Raw genomic sequence first — 20,097 nt, 5'->3', positions numbered from 1 at the left:
CAGGCGTCACAGGGAGGCCCGCAGGACCTGGAGGTCGACCTTGCCGTTGGGCAGGAGGGGCAGCTCCTCGACCCAGCGGAACTCGCGGGGCGCCCACGAGCGCGGGTGCTCCATGCTGATCCAGTCGCGCAGCTCGGCGTCGTGGGCGGTGCCGACGAGCACGGCCACGAGCCGCTGCCCCCACTCGGGGTCGGGCACGCCGAAGACCTCGGCCTGCTGCACGAGGAGGTGACGGCGCAGCCGCTCGGCGACGGTCGCGGCCGGGATCTTCACCCCGCCGCTGACGACCACGTCGTCGATGCGTCCCACGATCTCGAGCCGGCCGTCGTCGGCGAGACGTCCGGTGTCGGCGGTGAGGAACCAGCCGTCGACGACGGTCTCGGCAGTGAGGTCGGGATCGCCGTCGTAGTGGCTGAAGAGCGTCGGTCCGGCGACCTGCACGCGTCCCCCGTCGCCCAGCGAGACCTTCACGCCGTCGAGGGGGACGCCGTCGTAGACGCACCCGCCCGCGGTCTCCGACGACCCGTAGGTGACCACGACGTGCACGCCGGCGTCCTCGGCCCGCCTGCGCAGGTCGCGGTCGAGACCGCCGCCGCCGACCAGCACGGTGTGGCAGCGGGCGAGGGCGGCCAGCTGCTCGGGGGTGCCCAGGATGCGGTGGAGCTGGGTGGGCACGAGCGAGGCGAAAACGGGGGTGTCGCTGCGGTCGCTCGCGGCCGCGCGACCGATGTCGAGGCCGTCCACCACGACCGGGTCGTGCCCGGCGACGAGCGAACGCACGATCACCTGCACGCCGGCGACGTACGACGACGGCAGCGCCAGCAGCCAGCGCCCCGAGGCCTCCAGCCGGCGGGCGGACGCCTCGACGCTCGCCAGCACCGCCCGGCGCGGCAGCACGACGCCCTTGGGCCGGCCGGTGGAGCCGGAGGTCTCGATCAGCAGCGGGGCGGGGGTGTCGGCCTCGAGCCATCGCGACAGCTGCCTGATCGCGACCGAGGGCTCGTCCGATGGCCGGAGGAAGCTCACGTGGCCCACGCTAGCGGTCATAGGGTCTGTCTCGTGACGATGACCGACTGGCGCCACGAGACCGTCGACCTGCTGCGCTCGCTCGTGCTGGAGGCGGAGCCCGACGTGGTCGAGGAGGCGAAGTGGCGCAAGGCGTCCAACCCCGACGGGGTGCCGACGTTCTCGCTCGACGGCCTGCTCCTGACGCTCGAGACCTACCGGGACAAGGTGAAGGCCACCTTCGCCCGCGGCGCCTCGCTCCCCGATCCGTCCGGCGTCTTCAACGCCAGCCTCGACGCCGGCACCCGCCGGGCGCTCGACGTGCGCGAGGGCGACGAGGTCGACCGCGAGGCGTTCGTCGCCCTCGTGCGGGCCGCGGTCGCGGCCAACCGCGCCTGACCGGTCCGTCGGTCCGCGTGTGACGTGCCCGGCCGTGCCGTAATTCGGAGGACGGGTGTCGGTGCCGCGGGAGAGGATGTCCGGCGATGAGCATCGTGTCGACCCTGAAGCAGCAGGCCACCCCTCCGTCCCCGATGGCCGGCAGGCTCGCGACCCAGTCGCTGCTCTTCGCCCTCGGCGAGGGCACGTTCATGGCCGGGTCGGCGGTGTTCTTCACCCAGGTCGTCGGCCTGACGAAGGTGCAGGTCGGGGTCGGGCTGACGATCGCCGGGATCGCGTCGTTCATCGCGGCCTACCCGATGGGCCGCGTGGTCGACCGCCTCGGCGCGAAGCGCTGCTGGGCGATCAGCTCGACCGGGCAGGCGGCGATGTTCGCCGTGTGGCCCTTCATCGACAGCTTCCACGGCTACGTCGCGATGGCGGTGGTCATGGAGGTCATCGGAGCGCTCGGCGGTGTCGCGCACGGCGCCTACACGATCGACGTGCTGCCGCCCCAGGAGCGGGTGAACTCTCGGGCCTACATGTACTCCGCGCTCAACGTGGGCTTCACCGTCGGCTCGCTGCTCGGCGTCGTCGCGCTGGGCCCGGAGTCGCTGACGCTGCTGATGGCGGTGCCGGTGTTCACCGCGGTCGTCTTCCTGGTCAACGCGGTCAACATCACCCGGCTGCCCGAAGCCCCGCACGACATGCGCACCGACGAGGAGCGCAAGGCCAAGATCGCCGGTCCGGGTCCGATGAAGAACCCCGGCTGGCTGCTGTCCAGCTTCCTCAACGGCGTGCTCTGGACCAACCAGGTCGTGCTCAACGTCGTGATCCCGCTGTGGCTGACGACCGAGACCGACGCGCCCTGGGTCGTGCTCTCGCTGCTCTTCGGCACCAACACCGTCATGTGCATCGTGCTGCCGATGGCCGCCTCGCGCGGCATCAAGGACGTCTCCACCGCGCTGCGCGCGATCCGGCTGTCGACGACCTTCTTCGTCGTCTCCTGCGTCATCACCCTCTCCACGCACCACACCGTGGGCCTGTGGACGATCCTGCTGTTCTTCCTCGGCCACATCACCCTGACCGGGGCCGAGCTCTACCTCTCGGCCGCGAGCTGGACCTTCGAGGCCGAGCTGATGGACCCGCGACGGCGCGGGGAGTACCAGGGCGCCGCCGAGCTGGCCGGCACCCTCGGCCGGGTCATGGCGCCCGCCGGGTTCACCCTGCTGGTGTCGTGGAGCTCGGGCGGCTGGCTCGTGATCGCGGGCATCATGGTCGCCGCCGCGGCGGCGCTGCACCCCTCGACCGCGATGGCGCGCCGGTTCCTCGAGCAGCACGTCCCCGCCGACGTGCTGGCCGACGCCGCGGCCCACCAGGTCGAGGACGCACCGGTCGGCCCGCCGGTGGTCGAGCAGCCGGCCGAGCCCGGCGGCGCCAGCCCGCTCGACGCCCTGCCAGAATCCACCGGTGACCTCCTCCGCTGACTGGATCGCCGGCGCCCGGCCGCGCACCCTCCCCGCCGCCGTCGCTCCCGTGCTCGCCGGCACCGGCGTGGCGGCGTACGTCGACGACGCGGTGTGGTGGAAGGCCCTGCTCGCGCTGGTCGTGAGCCTGGCGCTGCAGGTGGGCGTCAACTACGCGAACGACTACTCCGACGGCATCCGCGGCACCGACGCCGACCGGGTCGGCCCGATGCGGCTCGTCGGCTCGGGCGCCGCCACGCCACGGGCGGTGAAGTCGGCCGCGTTCGCCGCGTTCGGCGTCGCTGCCGTGGCGGGCCTGGTCCTCGCGGCGACCACGGCGTGGTGGTTGGTGGCCGTCGGCGCCGTGTGCGTCGTCGCGGCCTGGACCTACACCGGCGGCGACAAGCCCTACGGCTACCTCGGCCTCGGCGAGGTGATGGTCTTCGTGTTCTTCGGCCTCGTGGCCGTCGTCGGCACGACGTTCGTGCAGACGCAGCAGTGGGAGTGGCCGGCGCTCTACGCCGGTGTCGGCATCGGCGCGCTCGCGTGCGCGATCCTCGTCGCCAACAACCTGCGCGACATCCCCACCGACATCCCCGCGGGCAAGCGCACGCTCGCCGTACGGCTCGGTGACGAGCGCACCCGCTACCTCTACGCCTTCCTCGTCCTCGTCGCCGCCGCCGCGGTGGTGGCCGTGGCGGCGGCGACCACCTGGTGGGTGCTGGTCGGCCTCGGCTTCCTCGCGCGGGCGCTGCCCCCCACCCGCGTCGTGCTCGGCGGCGCCACCGGCCCCGCCCTCGTCCCGGTCCTGGCGGGCACCGGAGCCTCCGAGCTGCTCTGGTCGGTGCTCGTGGCCGCGCCGCTGCTCCTGCTCGGATAACCGGTGGCCGCTGCCCGCGGCGCCTGACTACCGTGCTGGACGTGGACTACGACTTCGCGATCCTCGACCTCACCGACGACTCCGAGGAGTCCGTCGCCCGTCGGACCGGCTGGCTCGGCGCCGTCCGCCGCGGGTTCCGCGACGACCGTCCCGACGACGACCTGGTCGAGCAGTGGCTGGAGGTCGCCCGCACCGACCGCACGACCCTCCGCGGCGCGTGGCTCCCCGAGGGTGTGCTCGGGGCGGGGCCGATGCCGGTCGCGACCTACGGCAGCTTCGACAAGACCATCAACGCCGGCCGCGAGCTGCTCGCGCTGCGCATGGTCATCGACGTGACGACCAGCCCCGCCCACCGGCGTCGCGGCCTGCTGCGGCGCCTCATCGAGGACGACCTGACCGACGCCGTCTCGCGCGGCGTGCCGCTGGCTGCGCTGACGGCCTCGGAGGCGACCATCTACGGACGGTGGGGCTTCGGTCCGGCCACCTTCCGCCAGGGCATCGAGGTGGACGTCCGCCCCGGCTTCCGGATGCGGTCGTTCACCGACCCCGGGCGGGTGGAGCTGCTCGAGCCTGCGGAGGCGTGGCCGCACGTGCGCGGCGTCTTCGACCGCTTCCACGCCCGACAGCGCGGCTCGGTGGAGTGGCCCGCCACCTACACCGCCATCCACACCGGTCGCTACGACTTCAACAGCGGCGGCCCGGACCGCAAGGTGCGCTGCGCGTTGCACCTCGACGCCACCGGCGCAGTCGACGGCTTCTGCCTCTACAAGCCCGGCAGCGACTACTCCGTCGACGTCTCCGAGATGGTCGCCCTCGACCCGGCCGCACAGCTCGGCCTGTGGTCCTTCCTCGCGGAGATGGACAAGGTCGTCAAGCTCACCCACGCGCTGGCCCACCCCCACGACCCCCTCCAGTGGGCGTTGACCGACCTCAACCGGGTCAAGGTCACGACGGTCGAGGAGTTCCTGTGGCTCCGCGTCCTGGACGTGCCGCGCGCGCTCGCCGCCCGGCCGTGGGCCGCCGACGACAGGCTCGTGCTCGAGGTCGACGACGCGCAGGGGCACGCGGCCGGGCGCTTCGAGATCGTCACCGACGGCGGGGTCGCACGCGTGGCACGCACCGAGGCCGCGCCCGACGTCACCCTCACCGCCGAGACGCTGGGCTCGCTCTACCTCGGCGGCGTCGGGGTGCAGCAGCTGCACCGCGCCGGGCGCCTGGCCGGCACCGACGACGTCGTACGCCGTTGGGCGGCGATGGCCGACCTCAGCGACCCGCCGTACTGCCTGACGGGCTTCTGAGCAGTCCCTCCAGTCGCTCCGCCTCGGCGGCTGCCTCGGCGGCGGGGGCGTCGGCGCAGTCGAGCTGCACGCCCCCGTCCCGCAGGCGCCAGGTGCCGCGCACGACCCCGTCGACCACGACGGGATGGGCACCTCGGGTCATCGACGTGCGGTGCTCGACAGGCACGACCCACGTGTCCTTGGTGCCCGGACCCATGACCCAGGCGTCCTTGGCCGGCAGCAGCACGACCGAGGACTCGGGACGGGTGGCGGCCAGCTCGTCGAGGTCGTCGGCCAGGACCCAGCGAGGCTCCCCCTCCACGTCCACCTCGACGAGCCGGTCGGCCACCTCCGCGAGCCAGCGGTCGATGCGGGCCCGGCCGGCGCTGAGCCCCTCCCCGAGCCAGTAGTGCACGTGGGCGGGCGTCGTCGGCCCGTAGGCGCCCGCGTGGTCGAGCACCGCCAGGTGACCGGCCTCGTCGAGCTCGGGGATGCCGGCCCAGGAAGGCGCCTGCGCGGGGCTCTGGATGGTCAGGGGACCGTCGAGGTCGGGACCGAGCACGATGTCGCCCTGCCACGCCAGCGGCTTGATCAGCGTGATGTTGGGCTGGGCGAGCTCGGGTGCCAGGTGCCCCAGCCGCCGGTTCCCCGAGAGGGCGTCGGCCACCGCCTGGGGAGGCACGGGCCCGGCCTGCACCACCTCGCGCACGATCGCGCGCAGCTCGGGCCACGCCTCCGCGGGCAGGCGGTAGTGCTCCACCCAGCTCCGCAGCTCCCACTGACGTCCCGCCGCGCGGAGCGCGAGGTAGTGGCCGGCGGTCTCCGGCGCCATCAGCTGCACCGACCCGCGGAAGGAGAAGGTGCGCAGGAGGCGCCCGGCGGCCAGGCAGCGCCGCACCTCCCCCGGTGCGCCCGAGGCAGCCAGTCGCCGGCGTACGGCGAGGTCGGGGTCGCTGCCGTTCATCGAGACGGCGGCCAGGGTCCGCACGACCTCCGGAGCGCTCGCCGCACCGCTGAGCAGGTGCTGGCGTCGCAGGCGCCACGACAGCGCCTGCTGCCGGGTCACCCGCACCGGCGCCACCAGGGACCTACTCGCTGTCCTCGCGCGCCTTGCGCTCCTCGAAGGCCGCGGCGGCCCGGGCCGCGCGCTCCTCCACGCGGCGGGCGAAGGCCTCGCGCTGGCGGTCGAGGATGAAGTAGGACCCGACACCGGAGATCAGGAAGGCCAGCACGACGGCCCAGAACAGGTGGTAGCGACCGTCGAGGACGAGCGCCATCACCCCCACGACGACCCCGAACGAGGCCAGGAACAGCACGATCCGCAGGGCGGTGTAGACCACGAACTCCTTCACGGGATCCAGCCTAGGCGGGGGCGTCTACATTGGAGGAATGCTGAAGGTCCTGCTCATCGTGGCCGTGATCGCGGTCGTGGTGTGGTTCGTGGTCAGGCTGGCGCTGCGCCGCCTCGACGGCGGCGGGGGGTCACCGCCGCGGGTGGTCGGCCCCGACGACGACCCGGACTTCCTGCGCGGGCTCGACCGCCGTCGGCGCGACCCGGAGGACGACTGAGCGCTCCACCTCGGCCCCGTTGGCGTACGAGTGCTGGCTGGTGGTGCTGAAGAAGTTGATGCCGATGAAGTTGAACCACAGCGCAGCAGCTCCGACCAGCGCGAGGTAGGCCGCGTTGCGTCCGCGCCAGCCTGCGGTGGCGCGGGCGTGGAGGTAGGCGGCGTAGACCACCCACGTGATGAAGGCCCACACCTCCTTGGGGTCCCAGTTCCAGTAGGACGACCACGCCTGGTGGGCCCAGATGGGCCCGGTGATCAGCACCCCGAACGTCCAGATCGGGAAACCGAAGGCGTGCATGCGGTAGGAGACGCGGTCGAGCACGGCGGGCTCGGGCAGGCGGGCGAGGTAGCCGGTGTCCTTCGAGGAACGCGCCTTGAGCAGGTAGAGCACCGAGGTGATCGCACCGAGGGTGAACGCGCCGGTGGCGATGATCGCGGCGACCACGTGGATCACCAGCCAGTAGGACTCCAGTGCCTCCGTCAGCGGGGCGACGGGCTCGTAGAGCCACAGCACGTCGGCGAGCAGCACGCAGAGCACGAAGCCGACGACGATCGGGCCGAGCCACGACAGCCTCCAGCGCCGGGTGGTGGCCAGGAAGAGGGCCACCACGACGAACGTGCCGCTGAGGGTGAACTCGTACATGTTGCCCCACGGCACCCGGTTGGGGTCGGCCGCCATGCCACGGCCCAGGAGCGCGACGAAGTGCGCGAGCGCGCCGACAGCGGTCAGCAGCACGCCGAGGCGCCCGGCCATCTCCGTGCGGTGCGAGACGTCCTCCGCGGGCGCCTCCGCGGGTGCCCCGGCGCCCGCGCCGACGCCGGCACCGACGGGCACCGCCTGCCGGACCGGGGCGTCGCGGAGCGCCGCCCACTGCACGGCGTAGGCCAGCAGGGCGAGGAAGTAGACCACGCCCGCGGCCGCCACGCCCTGGTTGCTCAGGGTCTCCCACTGTGCGTCGTTCACGCTCTTGCCTCTCGGTCCTCTCGCGGGTGCTGCTGGAGTGCTGCCACGATGTCGGCCAGCTCGTCACGCCCGGTCTCCGGGTCGCCCCCCGACGAGCGGTCGAGCCGCGCCACCTCCACCAGTGTGCTGCCATCGTCCTGACGCCGTGCACGCACCCACACCCGGCGGGGGCGCACGAACAGCGAGCCCAGCAGGCCGAGCAGCGCGAGCACCACGCCGGCGAGCGCGACGAGCTTGCCGGGGGTGCGGCTGATCTGGATCTTGTTCCACCGCTGCAGGCCCTCGAACGTCACGCTGCCCAGGCCGTCGGGCAGCGTGACGGTGTCGCCGGGGCGCAGGTCCATCCGGAACGGCTGCCCGTCGGACTTCATCACCTGGGTCGTCTTGGCCTTGTCGAGGACGTAGACCGAGGCGCTGCTGCCGTCGTCGAGGCCGACGTCGCCGGTGTAGGCGAACAGCGACACGAGCGGGTCGAGGGCGTTGCCGAAGGCCGAGCTCGGCATCGTAAGCCTGCCGTCGGCGTCACGGCCCATGGCGAACGTCGGGTAGAACGTGCCCTCGAGGCCGATCTGGGTCGGCTGGGCGTCGGGCGCCTTGACCACGCCGAAGGACTCGAAGGTCTGGGCGTTGGTCGGCAGGAAGACGGTTGGGCCCGACTGCGCGACGTTGCCGTCGCCGTCGCGGATCGTGATGACCGGGGCGTAGCCGTGGCCGATGAGGAAGACGTCGGTGCCGCCGATCGACAGCGGGTGGTTGACCTTGAGGTCGTACTGCTGGTCCGCTGCGCCGGGCTCGGTGCGGTAGTCGAGGTGGGAGACGAACTTGCGAGCCATGCCGACACGACGGCTGTCGGGGTCGGTGATCCAGTCGACGTCGAAGCTGTCGATCGTGAAGGAGAACGGCTCCATGACCGACTCGTCGAACAGGCTGCCCGGCGCGAAGTCGTCGTACTGGGTGAGGTTGTTGGAGAAGCCGTAGTCCTTGCCGACGAACATGATGACGCCGCCCTTGTAGCCGAACAGGCTGCCGACGGCCACGCCGACCAGCACCACGATCACGGCCAGGTGGAAGAGCAGGTTGCCGGCCTCGCGCAGGTGGCCGCGCTCGGCGGCGACGGAGTCCGAGGCCCCGGCCGTCCAGTCGACGCGGAAGCGCCGCTTGCGGATCACTGCGGCGGCGCGGGCCAGCACGACCTCGGGCGCCTCGTCGGTCTCGTACGACGTCGACTCGGGCAGGCGCGAGAGGTTCCGGGGCGCCTTCGGCGGCTTGGCGCGCAGGGCGCGGGCGTAGACGAGGAGCCGGGGCACGATGCACCCGACCAGCGAGATCATCAGCAGGATGTAGATCGCGGAGAACCACACCGAGCCGTAGACCGAGAACAGGTCGAGCCGGTCCCAGATCGGCGCGAGTCGCGGGTGGTCGTCGCGCCACTGCGAGACCTTGAGCGAGTCGATGTCCTCCTGCGGGATGACCGAGCCCGGGATCGCCGCCAGCGCGAGCAGGAGCAGCAGCACCAGGGCGGTGCGCATGGAGGTGAGCTGGCGCCACGACCACCGGGCGAGCTCTCGCGCCGTGAGGTCCATTGGCAGCGGGGTGGCCTGGCGGTCGTCGGACGGCCGCTGGCGCAGGTCGGGCTGGAGGTCGGTCACAGCGGCACCGTGAATCCCTGGACGACCTGCAGCTGGAGCCACTGCACGATCCGGTCCCACCACCCGGTCACGAGCAGGATCCCGACGACGACCATCAGCGCGCCGCCGATCCGCATCACCAGCACCTGGTGGCGGCGTACGACCTTGAAGGCGCGCGTCATGCGGCGGTAGGCGACAGCCGCGGCGATGAAGGGCAGCCCGAGGCCCAGCGCGAAGACGCCGGAGAGCACCGCTCCGCGCCCGGCGGTGGCCTCGTTGACCGACAGCACGTTGATCGCCGCGAGCGTCGGTCCCACGCAGGGGGTCCAGCCGACTCCGAAGAGGAAGCCGAGCAGCGGCGCGGCGGCGAGCCCGACGGCCGGCACCTTGTGGATGCGCCAGTCGCGCTGGAGGAAGCCGATGCCGCCCATGAAGGCGATGCCCAGGATGATGGTGATGATCCCCAGCACGACGTTGAGCTGGCGCGTGTGGGTGAACAGCCACGCGCCGGCCGCACCGGTCAGGCTGCCCAGCAGCACGAAGACCACCGAGAAGCCGAGCACGAAGAGCACCGCGCCGGTGACGAGGCGGCTGCGACGGGCGTCCTCGAGGTCGGCGCCGGAGAGACCCGTGGCGTAGGAGAGGTAGCCCGGCAGCAGCGGGATCACGCACGGGCTGAAGAAGGAGATCAGCCCGGCGACGAGAGCGACCGGCAGCGCGAGGACGAGCGACCCGGACAGGGCCGTCTCCTGGAACCACTCACTCATCGAGCACCTTCTCCACCAGCGAGATGAGCGTCTGGGTGGTGGGCACCCGGCCGTTGACCGAGGCAGCGATGCGACCGTCGGCGTCGAGGATGACGGTGCTCGGGATCGACTTCGGGGTCAGGGTGCCGGAGAAGGGCAGCAGCGCGGAGCCGTCGGCGGAGTAGAGCGAGGGGTAGGGCACGTCGTAGTTGCGGACGTAGGCCAGGGCGTTGTCGCGCGAGGCGTCGCGGATGTTGAGGCCGACGAAGTCGACCTTGTCGCCCAGCTCGGCCTGCGCCTCGTTGAGGTCGGGCTGCTCCACGCGGCACGGCGGGCACCACGAGGCCCAGACGTTGACCACGACCGGCCTGCCGCGGAGGTCGGCGAGGTCCACGGGGTCGCCCTCCAGGTCGCTGCCGGCGAGCTCGACCGGCTCGCCACGGTCGACGGCCTTGACCTCGACCGGGACGCCCTCACCCGAGATGTAGCCCTTGTCGCCGGTGCCGGACAGGCTCGAGCAGCCCGCCAGCGCGAGCAGGCAGGCGAGCGCGACCAGGACGGCGCGGGGGCGGCGTACGGGTGTCAGGGCCGCTCCTCCTGCGGGGCGCCCCCGGCGGAGAACGGCGCGGACCGGTCGCCGACCGGGATGAGGTCGCCGGCAGGCTCGGAGTAGAGCACCTGCACCATCCGGTCGCCGTCGAAGACCACGCTCGTCAGCGAGCACAGCGTGCACTGACGGGTCTTGGGGTGGTGGAGGTAGCTGCGCTTCTCCAGGAACAGCCGGGTGGTCCAGATCGGCAGCTGGTGCGACACGACGACGGCCTCGTGGCCGCGGGCGGCGTCGCGCGCGTCGTGGATCGCGGCGACCATCCGCCCGGCGATCTCGTCGTAGGGCTCGCCCCACGACGGCTTGAGGGGGTTGTACATGTGGCGCAGCAGGGAGGGTCGCTTGACGAACGTCATCGCGCCGTCGCTGAAGTTGACGCCCTCGAACTTGTTGCTGGACTCGATCACCCGCGGGTCGATGACCGGCGTCAGGCCGCGCACGGCGGCGAGCGGCGCTCCGGTCTCCCGCGCGCGCTCGAGCGGCGACGTACGCATGTGCACGATGTCGCGGTCACCGATGGTCTCGGCGATGCGCTCGGCCATCTTGTTGCCGAGGTCGGAGAGGTGGAACCCGTCGCGGCGGCCGTAGAGCACGCCCCGGGGGTTGTGGACCTCGCCGTGGCGCAGCAGGTGGACGGTGGTCTGCTCAGCCATCTCAGTGACCTCCCGTGGTGGCGGCCGCGAGGGCCGCGGCGGGCAGGGCGTCGACGATCGTCGAGATCGCCCGGTCGTCGTGGGCCGCGGAGACGAACCACGCCTCGTAGGCCGACGGGGGCAGGTAGACGCCCTGGTCGAGCATCGAGTGGAAGAAGGCGGCGTAGGCGGCGGTGTCCTGCGTGCTCGCCTCGGCGAAGTCGCGCACCGCGGCGTCGCGGAAGAAGACCGAGAACATGGTGCCGGCGCTCTGCACGACGTGCGGCACCCCGGCCGCGGTGAGGTGCTCGGAGACCGCGGCGCGGATCGTCTGGGCGGTGGCGTCGAGCTGTGTGTAGACCTCCGGGGTCGCGAGGCGCAGCGTGGCGAGGCCGGCCGTGGTCGCCACCGGGTTCCCCGACAGGGTGCCGGCCTGGTAGACCGACCCCTCGGGCGCGAGGTGCGCCATCAGGTCCGCGCGACCACCGAAGGCAGCGGCCGGGAAGCCGCCGCCCATCACCTTGCCGAACGTCATCAGGTCGGGGACCCAGCCCTCGATCGCGCCGTCGAGGCCCCACCCGCCCTGGTGGGTCGCGCGGAAGCCGGTCATCACCTCGTCGCTGATGAAGAGCGCTCCGTGGGCGCGGCACGTCTCGGCGAGGAAGGCGTTGAAGCCCGGCGCGGGCGGGACGACGCCCATGTTGCCGGGCGAGGCCTCCGTGATGAGGCAGGCGATGCGCGGGCCGTGGGCCTCGAAGGCGGCGAGCACGGCGTCGCGGTCGTTGTAGGGCAGCACGAGCGTCTCGGCCGCCGAGCTCGCGGGCACGCCGCTGGTGCCGGGCACCGCCAGGGTCGCGATCCCCGAGCCGGCCTCGGCCAGCAGCGCGTCGACGTGACCGTGGTAGCAGCCGGCGAACTTCACCACGAGGTCGCGGCCGGTCGCCCCACGCGCGAGCCGGATCGCCGACATGGTCGCCTCGGTGCCCGAGGACACGAAGCGCACCCGCTCGACGGGCGCACGGCCCACGATCTCCTCGGCCAGCTCGACCTCGGGCTCGGTGGGAGTGCCGTACGACGTGCCGCGGGCCACCGCGCCGGCCACGGCCGCCTGCACGTCGGGGTGCGCGTGGCCGAGCAGCATCGGGCCCCACGAGCAGATCAGGTCGACGTAGTCGTTGCCGTCGGCGTCGGTGAGCCAGGCCCCCGACGCGGACGTGATGAAACGGGGCGTGCCGCCCACCGCGGTGAACGCGCGCACCGGCGAGTTCACGCCGCCGGGCGTCACGGCTCGAGCACGCTCGAAGAGGGCCTCGCTGGCCGCGGTCGAGGAGGGGGTGGTCGCGGAGGTCACCGGGTCATTGTCACGCAGGTGGACAAGCGACACCCAACCGGCGCTGGGCAGCGGTGTGCCCGTGTGCCTTGGCCCACACGTGACTCGTGCGTAACGTGGAGCAGGAATTCGTCGTTGACCAGGTGTGGGTGGGCCCGGAGGGGGCATCATGACACCCGGACGACCTAGGGGAGATGAACACATGGCGCGCTTCGGCCGGATCCACCGAGCGATCACCATCGTGCCGCTGGCCGTGCTCTCTGCAGCGTGGACGGCCAGCCTCGCAGGCGTGGGCGTCGGGTCCGCGAGCGCCGACCCCGAGGGGTCGCAGACGCTCCCCGACGGCACCGTGCTGCCGGCCGCGGCCATCGAGGCCCCCGCGAGCGTGGGTGACCCGGTCACCCGTGCGGCCAACCTGACGCCCGGCTCCGCGAGCGACATCCCGCAGGCGGCCCTCTCGGCCTACCAGCGCGCCGAGGCCGTCATCAACAAGGCCGACCCCGGCTGCAGCCTGCCGTGGGAGCTGATCGCCGCGATCGGTCGCGTCGAGTCCGACCACGGCCGCGCGGGCGGCAACTCCCTCGACGCCCAGGGCGTGGCGCGCCCGGGCATCTACGGCGTCGCGCTCAACGGCAAGAACGCCACCCAGGCCATCGCCGACACCGACGGCGGCCAGTACGACGACGACGCCCGCTGGGACCGCGCGGTCGGCCCGATGCAGTTCATCCCCTCGACCTGGTCGGTCGTGGGGGTCGACGGCGACAGCGACGGCACCCGCAACCCGCAGGACGTCGACGACGCCGCGCTCGCGACGGCCGTCTACCTCTGCTCCGGCGACGACGACCTGTCCGCGGAGAAGGGCCAGCGCGCCTCGGTCTACCGCTACAACCACTCCAACGCCTACGTCGACCTGGTCCTGCAGATCATGCGGGCCTACATGGACGGCGACTTCAGCGCCGTGCCGACCTCGACGCTCACCTCCGGCGTGATCATGCCCGACACGACCGCCAGCCCCTCGGGAACGAAGGGCGGCAAGGGTGCCAAGGGTGGCAAGGGCACGAAGGGTGGCAAGGGCGGCAAGGGCACGACCCCGACCGGGAAGCCGTCGCCGACCAGCACCACGACCAAGCCCACCCCGACTCCCACCCCGACGCCCACCCCCACGCCGACGCAGACGCCCACCAAGGACCCGACCAAGCTGCCGACGCTCGACCCGACGTCGCTGCCCACGCTCGTCCCGACGGCGACCCCGACGCTGCCGCTGCCGACCGACCCGATCCCCCAGACACTGACGCTGACCCAGGCGATCGCGCAGTGCACGCAGAGCGGCGTGATCGACAACCCGCTCACGGGCACCAACGAGCTGCTGGACTGCGCCAACGCGCTGCTGAACCCGTAGCCCCCTGCTGGTCGAGGAAGGCGCCCCGGCGCCCCCTGCTGGTCGAGGAAGGCGCCCCGGCGCCCCCTGCTGGTCGAGGAAGGCGCCCCGGCGCCTGTCACGAGACCCCGCTCATCCACAGGCCGACGTCGGGAGCTGCCGAACAGCCCCGACGGCCGCCACGCTGGGTCCCATGCCTTCGGTCTACATCCTCCGCTGCTCCGATGACAGCTTCTACGTGGGCAGCACGTGGGAGCTCGAGCGACGGGTCAGCGAGCACAACCTCGGCCTCGGAGCGGCGTACACCCGGCGACGCCGCCCGGTCGAGCTCGTCTGGAATGCCGACTACGAACGCATCGACGAGGCCTACGCGATGGAGAAGCGCATCCAAGGGTGGTCACGGGCGAAGCGTCAGGCCCTCATCGACGGGCGCACGGACCTGCTGCCGGAGCTGTCGAGTCGGAGCTGGGCGTCACTGCGTCAGCGGCACGGGCGCGATGAGGGCGGGGTCTCGTGACGGTCGCTGCGCGACCTCCTCGACCAGCGATGGCGCGCGACCTCCGCGGGCGGTGGTAGGGCGGGGCCTCAGGAGCGGAGCAGGCGCGCTGCCTCGGATGCCCAGTAGGTGAGGATGACGTCCGCGCCGGCGCGGCGGATCGAGGTGAGGGTCTCCAGGATCGCGGCCTCGCGGTCGATCCACCCGTGGGCGGCGGCGGCCTCGACCATGGAGTACTCGCCGGAGATGTTGTAGGCCGCGACCGGCACGTCGACGGCGTCACGCACACGGCGTACGACGTCGAGGTAGGCAAGCGCGGGCTTCACCATCACGATGTCGGCGCCCTGCTCCACGTCGAGGAGCGCCTCGCGCACGCCCTCGACGGCGTTGGCGGGGTCCTGCTGGTAGGTGCGGCGGTCGCCGACGAGGGAGGAGTCGACGGCCTCGCGGAAGGGGCCGAAGAAGGCCGAGGCGTACTTCGCGGAGTAGGCGATGATCGAGACGGCGGTGTGCTCGGCGGCGTCGAGCGCCTGCCGCACGACGGCGACCTGGCCGTCCATCATGCCGCTGGGGCCGACCATGTCGACGCCGGCCGCGGCCTGCGCGAGCGCCATGTCGGCGTACGCCGCCAGGGTCTGGTCGTTGTCGACCTCGCCGTCGGGCGTCAGCAGGCCGCAGTGGCCGTGGTCGGTGAACTCGTCGAGGCACAGGTCGGACATGACGGTGAGCTGGTCGCCCACCTCGGCCACGACGTCGGTGATCGCGAGGTTGAGCACGCCGCCGGGGTCGATCGCGCCGGAGCCGGTGGCGTCCTTGTGCTCGGGGACGCCGAAGAGCATCACGCCGCCCAGGCCGAGCTCGGCGGCCTCGGCGGCCGCCCGCTTGAGCGAGTCGCGCGAGTGCTGCACGACGCCCGGCATCGAGGAGATCGGCCGGGGCTCGTCGAGCCCCTCACGGACGAAGACGGGGAGCACCAGCGAGCTGGGCACGACGTGGGTCTCGGCGACCATCCGGCGCAGTGCCGGCGTACGTCGCAGGCGACGCGGTCGCACGAGCGGCGTCTCCAGCTCGCGGTGCTCCTCGCTCACTTGGCCCGGGCCTTCCGGCGACCCGAGGCGGTGCGCTCGCTCGGTCGGGTGACCGGCTCGCCGTTCTCCAGCATCGACAGGCGACGCGCGGCGCCGAAGTCGGCGAGGGCGTCGACGAGGACCTCGACGTCGGGCGTCGGGGCCAGCACGTCGACCCGCAGGCCGTGCTCCTCGGCGGTCTTGGCCGTCTGCGGGCCGATGACCGCGATGATCGTCGAGGGGTGCGGCTTGCCGGCGATGCCGACGAGGTTGCGCACGGTCGACGACGAGGTGAAGACGACGGCGTCGAACTTGCCGGTCTTGATCGCGTCGCGCACCGGCGCCGGCGGCGGGGTGGCGCGCACCGTGCGGTAGGCGGTGACGTCGTCGCACTCCCAGCCGAGGTCGACCAGGCCGGCGACGAGGTTCTCCGTGGCGATGTCGGCGCGGGGCAGGAAGACCCGGTTGATCGGGTCGAGCAGCTCGTCGTAGGGCGGCCACTCGGCCAGCAGGCCGGCAGCCGACTGCTCGCCCGCCGGCACCAGGTCGGCGCGCAGGCCCCAGGCAGCGATGGCCTCGGCGGTCTTGTCACCGACGGCGGCGATCTTGAGGCCGGAGAAGGCGCGGGCGTCGAGGCCGTACTCCTCGAACTTCTCACGCACCGCCTTCACGGCGTTGACCGAGGTGAAGGCGATCCACTCGTAGCGGCCCTCGACCAGGCCGCGCACGGCCTTGTCCATCTGGAGCGGGTTGCGCGGGGGCTCGACCGAGATGGTCGGCACCTCCTCGGGCACCGCGCCGTAGTCGCGCAGGCGGCGCGAGAGCGAGCCGGCCTGCTCCTTGGTGCGGGGCACCAGCGCACGCCAGCCGAAGAGCGGCTTGGTCTCGAACCACGACAGGGTCTGGCGCAGGTCGACGACCTCGCCGATGACCGTGATGGCCGGCGGCGCGATGCGCGCCGCGCGGACGTCGGCGGCGATGTCGGCGAGGGTGCTGATCAGCGTCTGCTGCTCGGTCGTGGTGCCGACGCGGGTCATCGCGACCGGCGTCTGCGGCGAGCGACCGGCCTCGACGAGCGCGGCGGCGGTCTCGCCGATGCTGCCCACGCCCGAGAGCAGCACGAGCGTGCGGTCGTCGGCGTACGCGCTCCAGTCGACCTTGTCGCCGCAGGTGACGACGCACATCTCCTTGTGGCGCTTGGTGGTCAGCGGGATGCCGGCGTAGGCCGGGACCGCGCTCACCGACGAGACGCCGGGGACGACGTCGAAGCCGACGCCGGCCTTGACGCACGCCTGCGCCTCCTCGGGCCCGGAGGCGTAGAGGAACGGGTCGCCGGTCATCAGGCGCACCACGCGCTGCTTCTTGCCGTGGCGTACGACGACCTTGGCGCGGGCCGCGTGGGTCAGGGGCTGGCCGTCCTCGCCGAAGCCGCCGTCGACGATCTCCGGGCCGCCCTCGGCGCCCTCGACCAGGCCGAGCACCTGGCGGACCATGTCGAGGTGCTCGGGGGCCTCGGTCACGACGACCTCGGCGCTCCGGATGAGCTCCACGGCACGCACCGTCAGCAGGCCCGGGTCACCGGGTCCACTGCCGACGAACGACACCCACCCGGGGTTCGCCCCCTTGTCCGGGCTGCTGGCCTGCGGGGTCTGGTTTCGCGTCATGCGTGCTTGTTCCTCACTGGTGGTCCCTGCGAAAGTGTTGCCGTCATCAGGTCTGCTGCTCCCTCGGCGAGCATCTCGCTCGCGAGGCGTGTTCCCAGCTCTGCGGCCTCCGCGACGGGGCCGGTGGCGCTCATCCGCACGGTGAGGCCGCCGTCCTCCGACAGCGCCACGGCGCGCAGCCACAGCTCCTCGCCGTCCTCGCCCTCGACGACGTCGGCCAGCGCGCCCAGCGGGGCGGAGCAGCCGGCCTCGAGGGTGGACAGGACGGCGCGCTCGGCGGTGACCGCGGCACGGGTGGCGGGGTCGTCCAGCGCGGCGAGCGCGGCGACCAGGTCGGTGTCGGCGGAGCGGCACTCGACCGCGAGCGCCCCCTGTCCGGGTGCGGGCAGCATCTGCAGCGGGTCGAGGACCTCGGTCACCTCGTCGAGGCGGCCCAGGCGGGCCAGGCCGGCGCGGGCCAGGACGACCGCGTCGACCTCGCCGTCGCGCACCTTGCGGATGCGGGTGTCGACGTTGCCGCGGATGCCCTGGAGGTCGAGGCCGAGGCCGAGCGCGGCGAGCTGGCTGACGCGGCGCGGCGAGCCGGTGCCCAGACGGCTGCCCACCGGCAGCTCGCCGAGCGTGAGCCCGTCGCGGGCGACGACGACGTCGCGGGGGTCCTCGCGCAGCGGGATCGCGGCGAGCGCGATGCCCTCGGCGGGGGTCGTGGGGAGGTCCTTGAGCGAGTGGACGGCCATGTCGACGCGGCCGTCGATCAGCGCGTCGCGCAGCGCGCTGACGAAGACGCCGGTGCCGCCCATCTGCGCCAGCGGCGCCCGGTTGACGTCGCCCTCGGTCGAGACCTCGACGAGCTCGACCTCGCGTCCCAGGCGCTCGCGGACGAGGTCGGCGACGTGGCCGGACTGGGTCGTGGCCAGCGCGGAGGCTCGGGTGCCGAGGCGGATCGGGCGACTGTTCATGACTTGCCCTCCGCCCGGGTCATCCGGTCCACGGCCTCGGGGTCGAGGCGGAACAGCTCGGCGAGCGCGGCGGTGTAGGACACGGCCGGCTCGGCGTCGGCCAGCTCCTTGACCCGCACGGTCGGCTCGTGGAGCAGCTTGTCGGCGACGCGCCGCACCGTGTGCAGCACCTCGGCGCGGGTCGTCTCGTCGAGGTCGGGCAGCCGGGTGGCCAGGCGCGCCATCTCGGCGTCGACCACCGAGGTGGCCATCGAGCGAAGCGCGACGACGGTGGGCGTGACGCTCGCCTGACGGCGTACGGCGAGGAAGGCGGCGATCTCCTGCCCCACGATGGTGCGTACGTCGTCGACGCCGACGCTCGCCTCGAGGCCCCGCAGCTCCTCGGCGAGGCCGGCGAGGCTGATCAGCTCGACGCCCGGGAGGTCGGCCACGGACGGGTCGACGTCGTGGGGCAGCGCGAGGTCGACCACGGTCAGCGGGCGGTCGCTGCTGCCGCGGGCGGTGACCACGTCGGCGAGGCGGACCAGCGGCTCGGGCGAGCCGGTGCACGAGACGACGATGTCCGCCGTGGCGAGCTGGTCGGAGAGCTCGGACAGCGGCACCGACGTGGCGGCGTACTCCGCGGCGAGGCGCTCGGCGTTGGCAGCGGTGCGGTTGAGCACGGCGATGCTCGCGGCACCACCGCGAGCCAGGTGGGCCACCGCCAGCGACGCCATCGCACCGGCACCCAGCACGACCGCGCGGGCACCCTCGACGGGCACTGCGCTGCGCTCGAGCGCGACGCTGACCAGCGACGGGGCGGCACGGTCGATGTCGGTCTCGGCGTGCGCGCGCTTGCCGACGCGCAGCGCCTGCTGGAAGAGCGTGTTGAGCGCAGGGCCGACGGTGCCGTGCTCCTGGCCGATCCGCAGTGCGGCCCGGGTCTGGCCCAGGATCTGGCCCTCGCCGACGACCATGGAGTCGAGGCCGGCGGCGACCTGGAAGAGGTGGGAGACGGCGCCCTCGTCGTAGTGGACGTAGAGGTGCGGGAGCAGTGCCTCGGTGGACTGCCCGGCGCGCGCCACGAGGAGGCCGGAGAGGTCCTCGACGCTGCCGTGGAAGCGGTCGACCTCGGCGTAGACCTCGAGGCGGTTGCAGGTGACGATCGCGGTCGCCTCGGAGACGTGCTCGCCGCCCATCACGTCACTGATGAGCTTGATCGCGCCGTCGCTGTCGAGCGCGAGCTTCTCGAGCACCTCGACGGGGGCGGACTTGTGGGAGATCCCCACGACCAGGACGCTCACGACAGCACCTCCGCAGTGGGAAGACCCGACTTGCGCTGCTCGTGGTAGGCGAGGATCTGCAGCTCGATGGAGAGGTCGACCTTGCGCACGTCGACGCCGTCGGGCACCGACAGCACGGTCGGGGCGAAGTTGAGGATGCTGGTGATGCCGGTGGCGACCATCCGGTCGGCCACGTCCTGCGCCGCGACGGCGGGCGTGGCGATCACGCCGATCGAGACGTCGTGCTCGGCCACGATCGACTCGAGGTCGTCGAAGGAGCGGACGTCGAGACCGGCCACGACCTCCTCGTGGCGGCGCGGGTCGGCGTCGAGCAGCGCGACGACACGGAAGCCACGGCTGCGGAAGCCGGAGTAGTTGGCGAGCGCGTGGCCGAGGTTGCCGATGCCGACGATGACCACGGGCCAGTCCTGCGTCACGCCGATCTCGCGGGCGATCTGGTAGCGGAGGTACTCCACGTCGTAGCCGACGCCGCGGGTGCCGTAGCTGCCGAGGTAGGAGAGGTCCTTGCGCAGCTTGGCGCTGTTGACGCCGGCAGAAGCGGCGAGCTCCTCGCTGGAGCAGGTGGTGGTGCCGTCCTCGGCGAGGGAGGTCAGGGCACGCAGGTACACGGGAAGCCTGGCGACGGTCGCCTCGGGGATGTCCCGGGCGGAGTCGGGTGTCCGTGCGGTCACAGCGCGCTTCTTCCTAGTCCCGCGAACCTCGCGAGGACCCGGCCACTGTAGGAGTTTGTGAACGGGAGAACAAAACGGCAACAGGGTCGGCTAGCACA

At 72.6% G+C, this 20,097-nt stretch carries 21 protein-coding genes; 7 read left to right on the top strand and 14 right to left on the bottom strand.

Features of this window, described 5'->3' with window-relative positions; translation table 11 throughout:
* Positions 1-6: 6 nt before the first annotated feature.
* On the bottom strand, positions 7-1,026 hold the full coding sequence (locus ASG76_RS09000) for an AMP-binding protein (protein WP_235529458.1): 1,020 nt from the start codon (positions 1,024-1,026) through the stop codon (positions 7-9).
* A gap of 39 nt (positions 1,027-1,065) precedes the next feature.
* On the opposite strand from ASG76_RS09000, the gene ASG76_RS08995 reads away from it, so the two are divergent.
* The 4 genes from ASG76_RS08995 to ASG76_RS08980 all read left to right on the top strand — a co-directional run bounded on the left by ASG76_RS08995 (position 1,066) and on the right by ASG76_RS08980 (position 5,027).
* The gene (locus ASG76_RS08995) at positions 1,066-1,404 is read left to right on the top strand and encodes a DUF1801 domain-containing protein (RefSeq protein ID WP_056602313.1); all 339 of its coding nucleotides are present in this window, start codon (positions 1,066-1,068) and stop codon (positions 1,402-1,404) included.
* Between the two features lie 86 nt (positions 1,405-1,490).
* Positions 1,491-2,870 (top strand): MFS transporter, encoded by a 1,380-nt coding sequence (locus ASG76_RS08990; RefSeq protein WP_082587366.1) that lies wholly within the window; start codon positions 1,491-1,493, stop codon positions 2,868-2,870.
* A complete protein-coding gene (locus tag ASG76_RS08985; protein WP_056602113.1) occupies positions 2,854-3,729 on the top strand; it encodes a 1,4-dihydroxy-2-naphthoate polyprenyltransferase in 876 nt (291 codons plus the stop codon). Before ASG76_RS08990 ends, ASG76_RS08985 begins: the two co-directional genes overlap by 17 nt.
* Positions 3,730-3,770: 41 nt before the next feature.
* Positions 3,771-5,027, top strand: a complete 1,257-nt coding sequence (locus ASG76_RS08980; RefSeq protein ID WP_157559032.1) for a GNAT family N-acetyltransferase — start codon at positions 3,771-3,773, stop codon at positions 5,025-5,027.
* Here ASG76_RS08980 and ASG76_RS08975 read toward each other — a convergent pair.
* Complete coding sequence (locus tag ASG76_RS08975; RefSeq protein WP_056602111.1) at positions 4,993-6,087, bottom strand: DNA glycosylase AlkZ-like family protein; 1,095 nt, start codon at positions 6,085-6,087, stop codon at positions 4,993-4,995. The two genes, ASG76_RS08980 and ASG76_RS08975, sit on opposite strands and share 35 nt — an antisense overlap.
* Positions 6,088-6,094: 7 nt before the next feature.
* Complete coding sequence (locus ASG76_RS08970) at positions 6,095-6,358, bottom strand: DUF4229 domain-containing protein (RefSeq protein ID WP_056602110.1); 264 nt, start codon at positions 6,356-6,358, stop codon at positions 6,095-6,097.
* A gap of 37 nt (positions 6,359-6,395) precedes the next feature.
* Here ASG76_RS08970 and ASG76_RS08965 point away from each other — a divergent pair, with 37 nt between their 5' ends.
* Positions 6,396-6,575, top strand: coding sequence for a hypothetical protein (locus ASG76_RS08965; RefSeq protein ID WP_056602109.1), 180 nt, complete (start codon positions 6,396-6,398; stop codon positions 6,573-6,575).
* Here the strand turns inward: ASG76_RS08965 and ccsB are convergent.
* From ccsB to hemL, 6 genes are all read right to left on the bottom strand, one after another.
* On the bottom strand, positions 6,489-7,538 hold the full coding sequence (gene ccsB, locus ASG76_RS08960) for a c-type cytochrome biogenesis protein CcsB (RefSeq protein ID WP_082587365.1): 1,050 nt from the start codon (positions 7,536-7,538) through the stop codon (positions 6,489-6,491). The two genes, ASG76_RS08965 and ccsB, sit on opposite strands and share 87 nt — an antisense overlap.
* Positions 7,535-9,187 carry a cytochrome c biogenesis protein ResB gene (locus tag ASG76_RS08955; protein ID WP_056602108.1) on the bottom strand — a complete coding sequence of 551 codons (1,653 nt, stop codon included), beginning with the start codon at positions 9,185-9,187 and terminating at the stop codon, positions 7,535-7,537. Before ASG76_RS08955 ends, ccsB begins: the two co-directional genes overlap by 4 nt.
* Positions 9,184-9,933 (bottom strand): cytochrome c biogenesis CcdA family protein, encoded by a 750-nt coding sequence (locus tag ASG76_RS08950; RefSeq protein WP_056602107.1) that lies wholly within the window; start codon positions 9,931-9,933, stop codon positions 9,184-9,186. The genes ASG76_RS08955 and ASG76_RS08950 overlap by 4 nt, the downstream gene beginning before the upstream one ends.
* Positions 9,926-10,396: a TlpA family protein disulfide reductase gene (locus ASG76_RS08945; protein WP_268788357.1), complete on the bottom strand. Its 471-nt coding sequence runs from the start codon at positions 10,394-10,396 to the stop codon at positions 9,926-9,928. The genes ASG76_RS08950 and ASG76_RS08945 overlap by 8 nt, the downstream gene beginning before the upstream one ends.
* A 98-nt stretch (positions 10,397-10,494) precedes the next feature.
* Positions 10,495-11,172 (bottom strand): histidine phosphatase family protein, encoded by a 678-nt coding sequence (locus ASG76_RS08940; RefSeq protein ID WP_056602106.1) that lies wholly within the window; start codon positions 11,170-11,172, stop codon positions 10,495-10,497.
* Position 11,173: 1 nt separating this feature from the next.
* Positions 11,174-12,502 (bottom strand): glutamate-1-semialdehyde 2,1-aminomutase, encoded by a 1,329-nt coding sequence (gene hemL, locus ASG76_RS08935; protein ID WP_056602105.1) that lies wholly within the window; start codon positions 12,500-12,502, stop codon positions 11,174-11,176.
* A 181-nt stretch (positions 12,503-12,683) separates the two neighbouring features.
* On the opposite strand from hemL, the gene ASG76_RS08930 reads away from it, so the two are divergent.
* Both ASG76_RS08930 and ASG76_RS08925 read left to right on the top strand, forming a co-directional pair.
* Positions 12,684-13,880: a lytic transglycosylase domain-containing protein gene (locus tag ASG76_RS08930; RefSeq protein ID WP_056602104.1), complete on the top strand. Its 1,197-nt coding sequence runs from the start codon at positions 12,684-12,686 to the stop codon at positions 13,878-13,880.
* Positions 13,881-14,052: 172 nt separating this feature from the next.
* On the top strand, positions 14,053-14,376 hold the full coding sequence (locus ASG76_RS08925; RefSeq protein WP_056602103.1) for a GIY-YIG nuclease family protein: 324 nt from the start codon (positions 14,053-14,055) through the stop codon (positions 14,374-14,376).
* A 68-nt stretch (positions 14,377-14,444) separates the two neighbouring features.
* Here the strand turns inward: ASG76_RS08925 and hemB are convergent, their stop codons facing one another.
* Genes hemB through ASG76_RS08900 form a run of 5 tightly spaced genes read right to left on the bottom strand, consistent with a single transcriptional unit; the run spans position 14,445 to position 19,999 of the window.
* Positions 14,445-15,443, bottom strand: coding sequence for a porphobilinogen synthase (gene hemB, locus ASG76_RS08920; protein ID WP_268788353.1), 999 nt, complete (start codon positions 15,441-15,443; stop codon positions 14,445-14,447).
* Entirely contained in the window at positions 15,440-17,086 is a 1,647-nt protein-coding gene (locus tag ASG76_RS08915; protein ID WP_056602102.1) for a uroporphyrinogen-III synthase, read from the bottom strand. The genes hemB and ASG76_RS08915 overlap by 4 nt, the downstream gene beginning before the upstream one ends.
* Complete coding sequence (gene hemC, locus ASG76_RS08910) at positions 17,083-18,045, bottom strand: hydroxymethylbilane synthase (RefSeq protein WP_056602101.1); 963 nt, start codon at positions 18,043-18,045, stop codon at positions 17,083-17,085. The genes ASG76_RS08915 and hemC overlap by 4 nt, the downstream gene beginning before the upstream one ends.
* Positions 18,042-19,328, bottom strand: coding sequence for a glutamyl-tRNA reductase (locus tag ASG76_RS08905; RefSeq protein WP_056602100.1), 1,287 nt, complete (start codon positions 19,326-19,328; stop codon positions 18,042-18,044). Before ASG76_RS08905 ends, hemC begins: the two co-directional genes overlap by 4 nt.
* Complete coding sequence (locus ASG76_RS08900) at positions 19,325-19,999, bottom strand: redox-sensing transcriptional repressor Rex (protein ID WP_056602099.1); 675 nt, start codon at positions 19,997-19,999, stop codon at positions 19,325-19,327. The genes ASG76_RS08905 and ASG76_RS08900 overlap by 4 nt, the downstream gene beginning before the upstream one ends.
* Between the last annotated feature and the right edge of the window lie 98 nt (positions 20,000-20,097).

The sequence above is a fragment of the Nocardioides sp. Soil774 genome, assembly GCF_001428125.1.
In the GTDB taxonomy this organism is placed as follows: domain Bacteria; phylum Actinomycetota; class Actinomycetes; order Propionibacteriales; family Nocardioidaceae; genus Nocardioides.
This window is presented reverse-complemented; position numbering and strand designations above follow the sequence as displayed.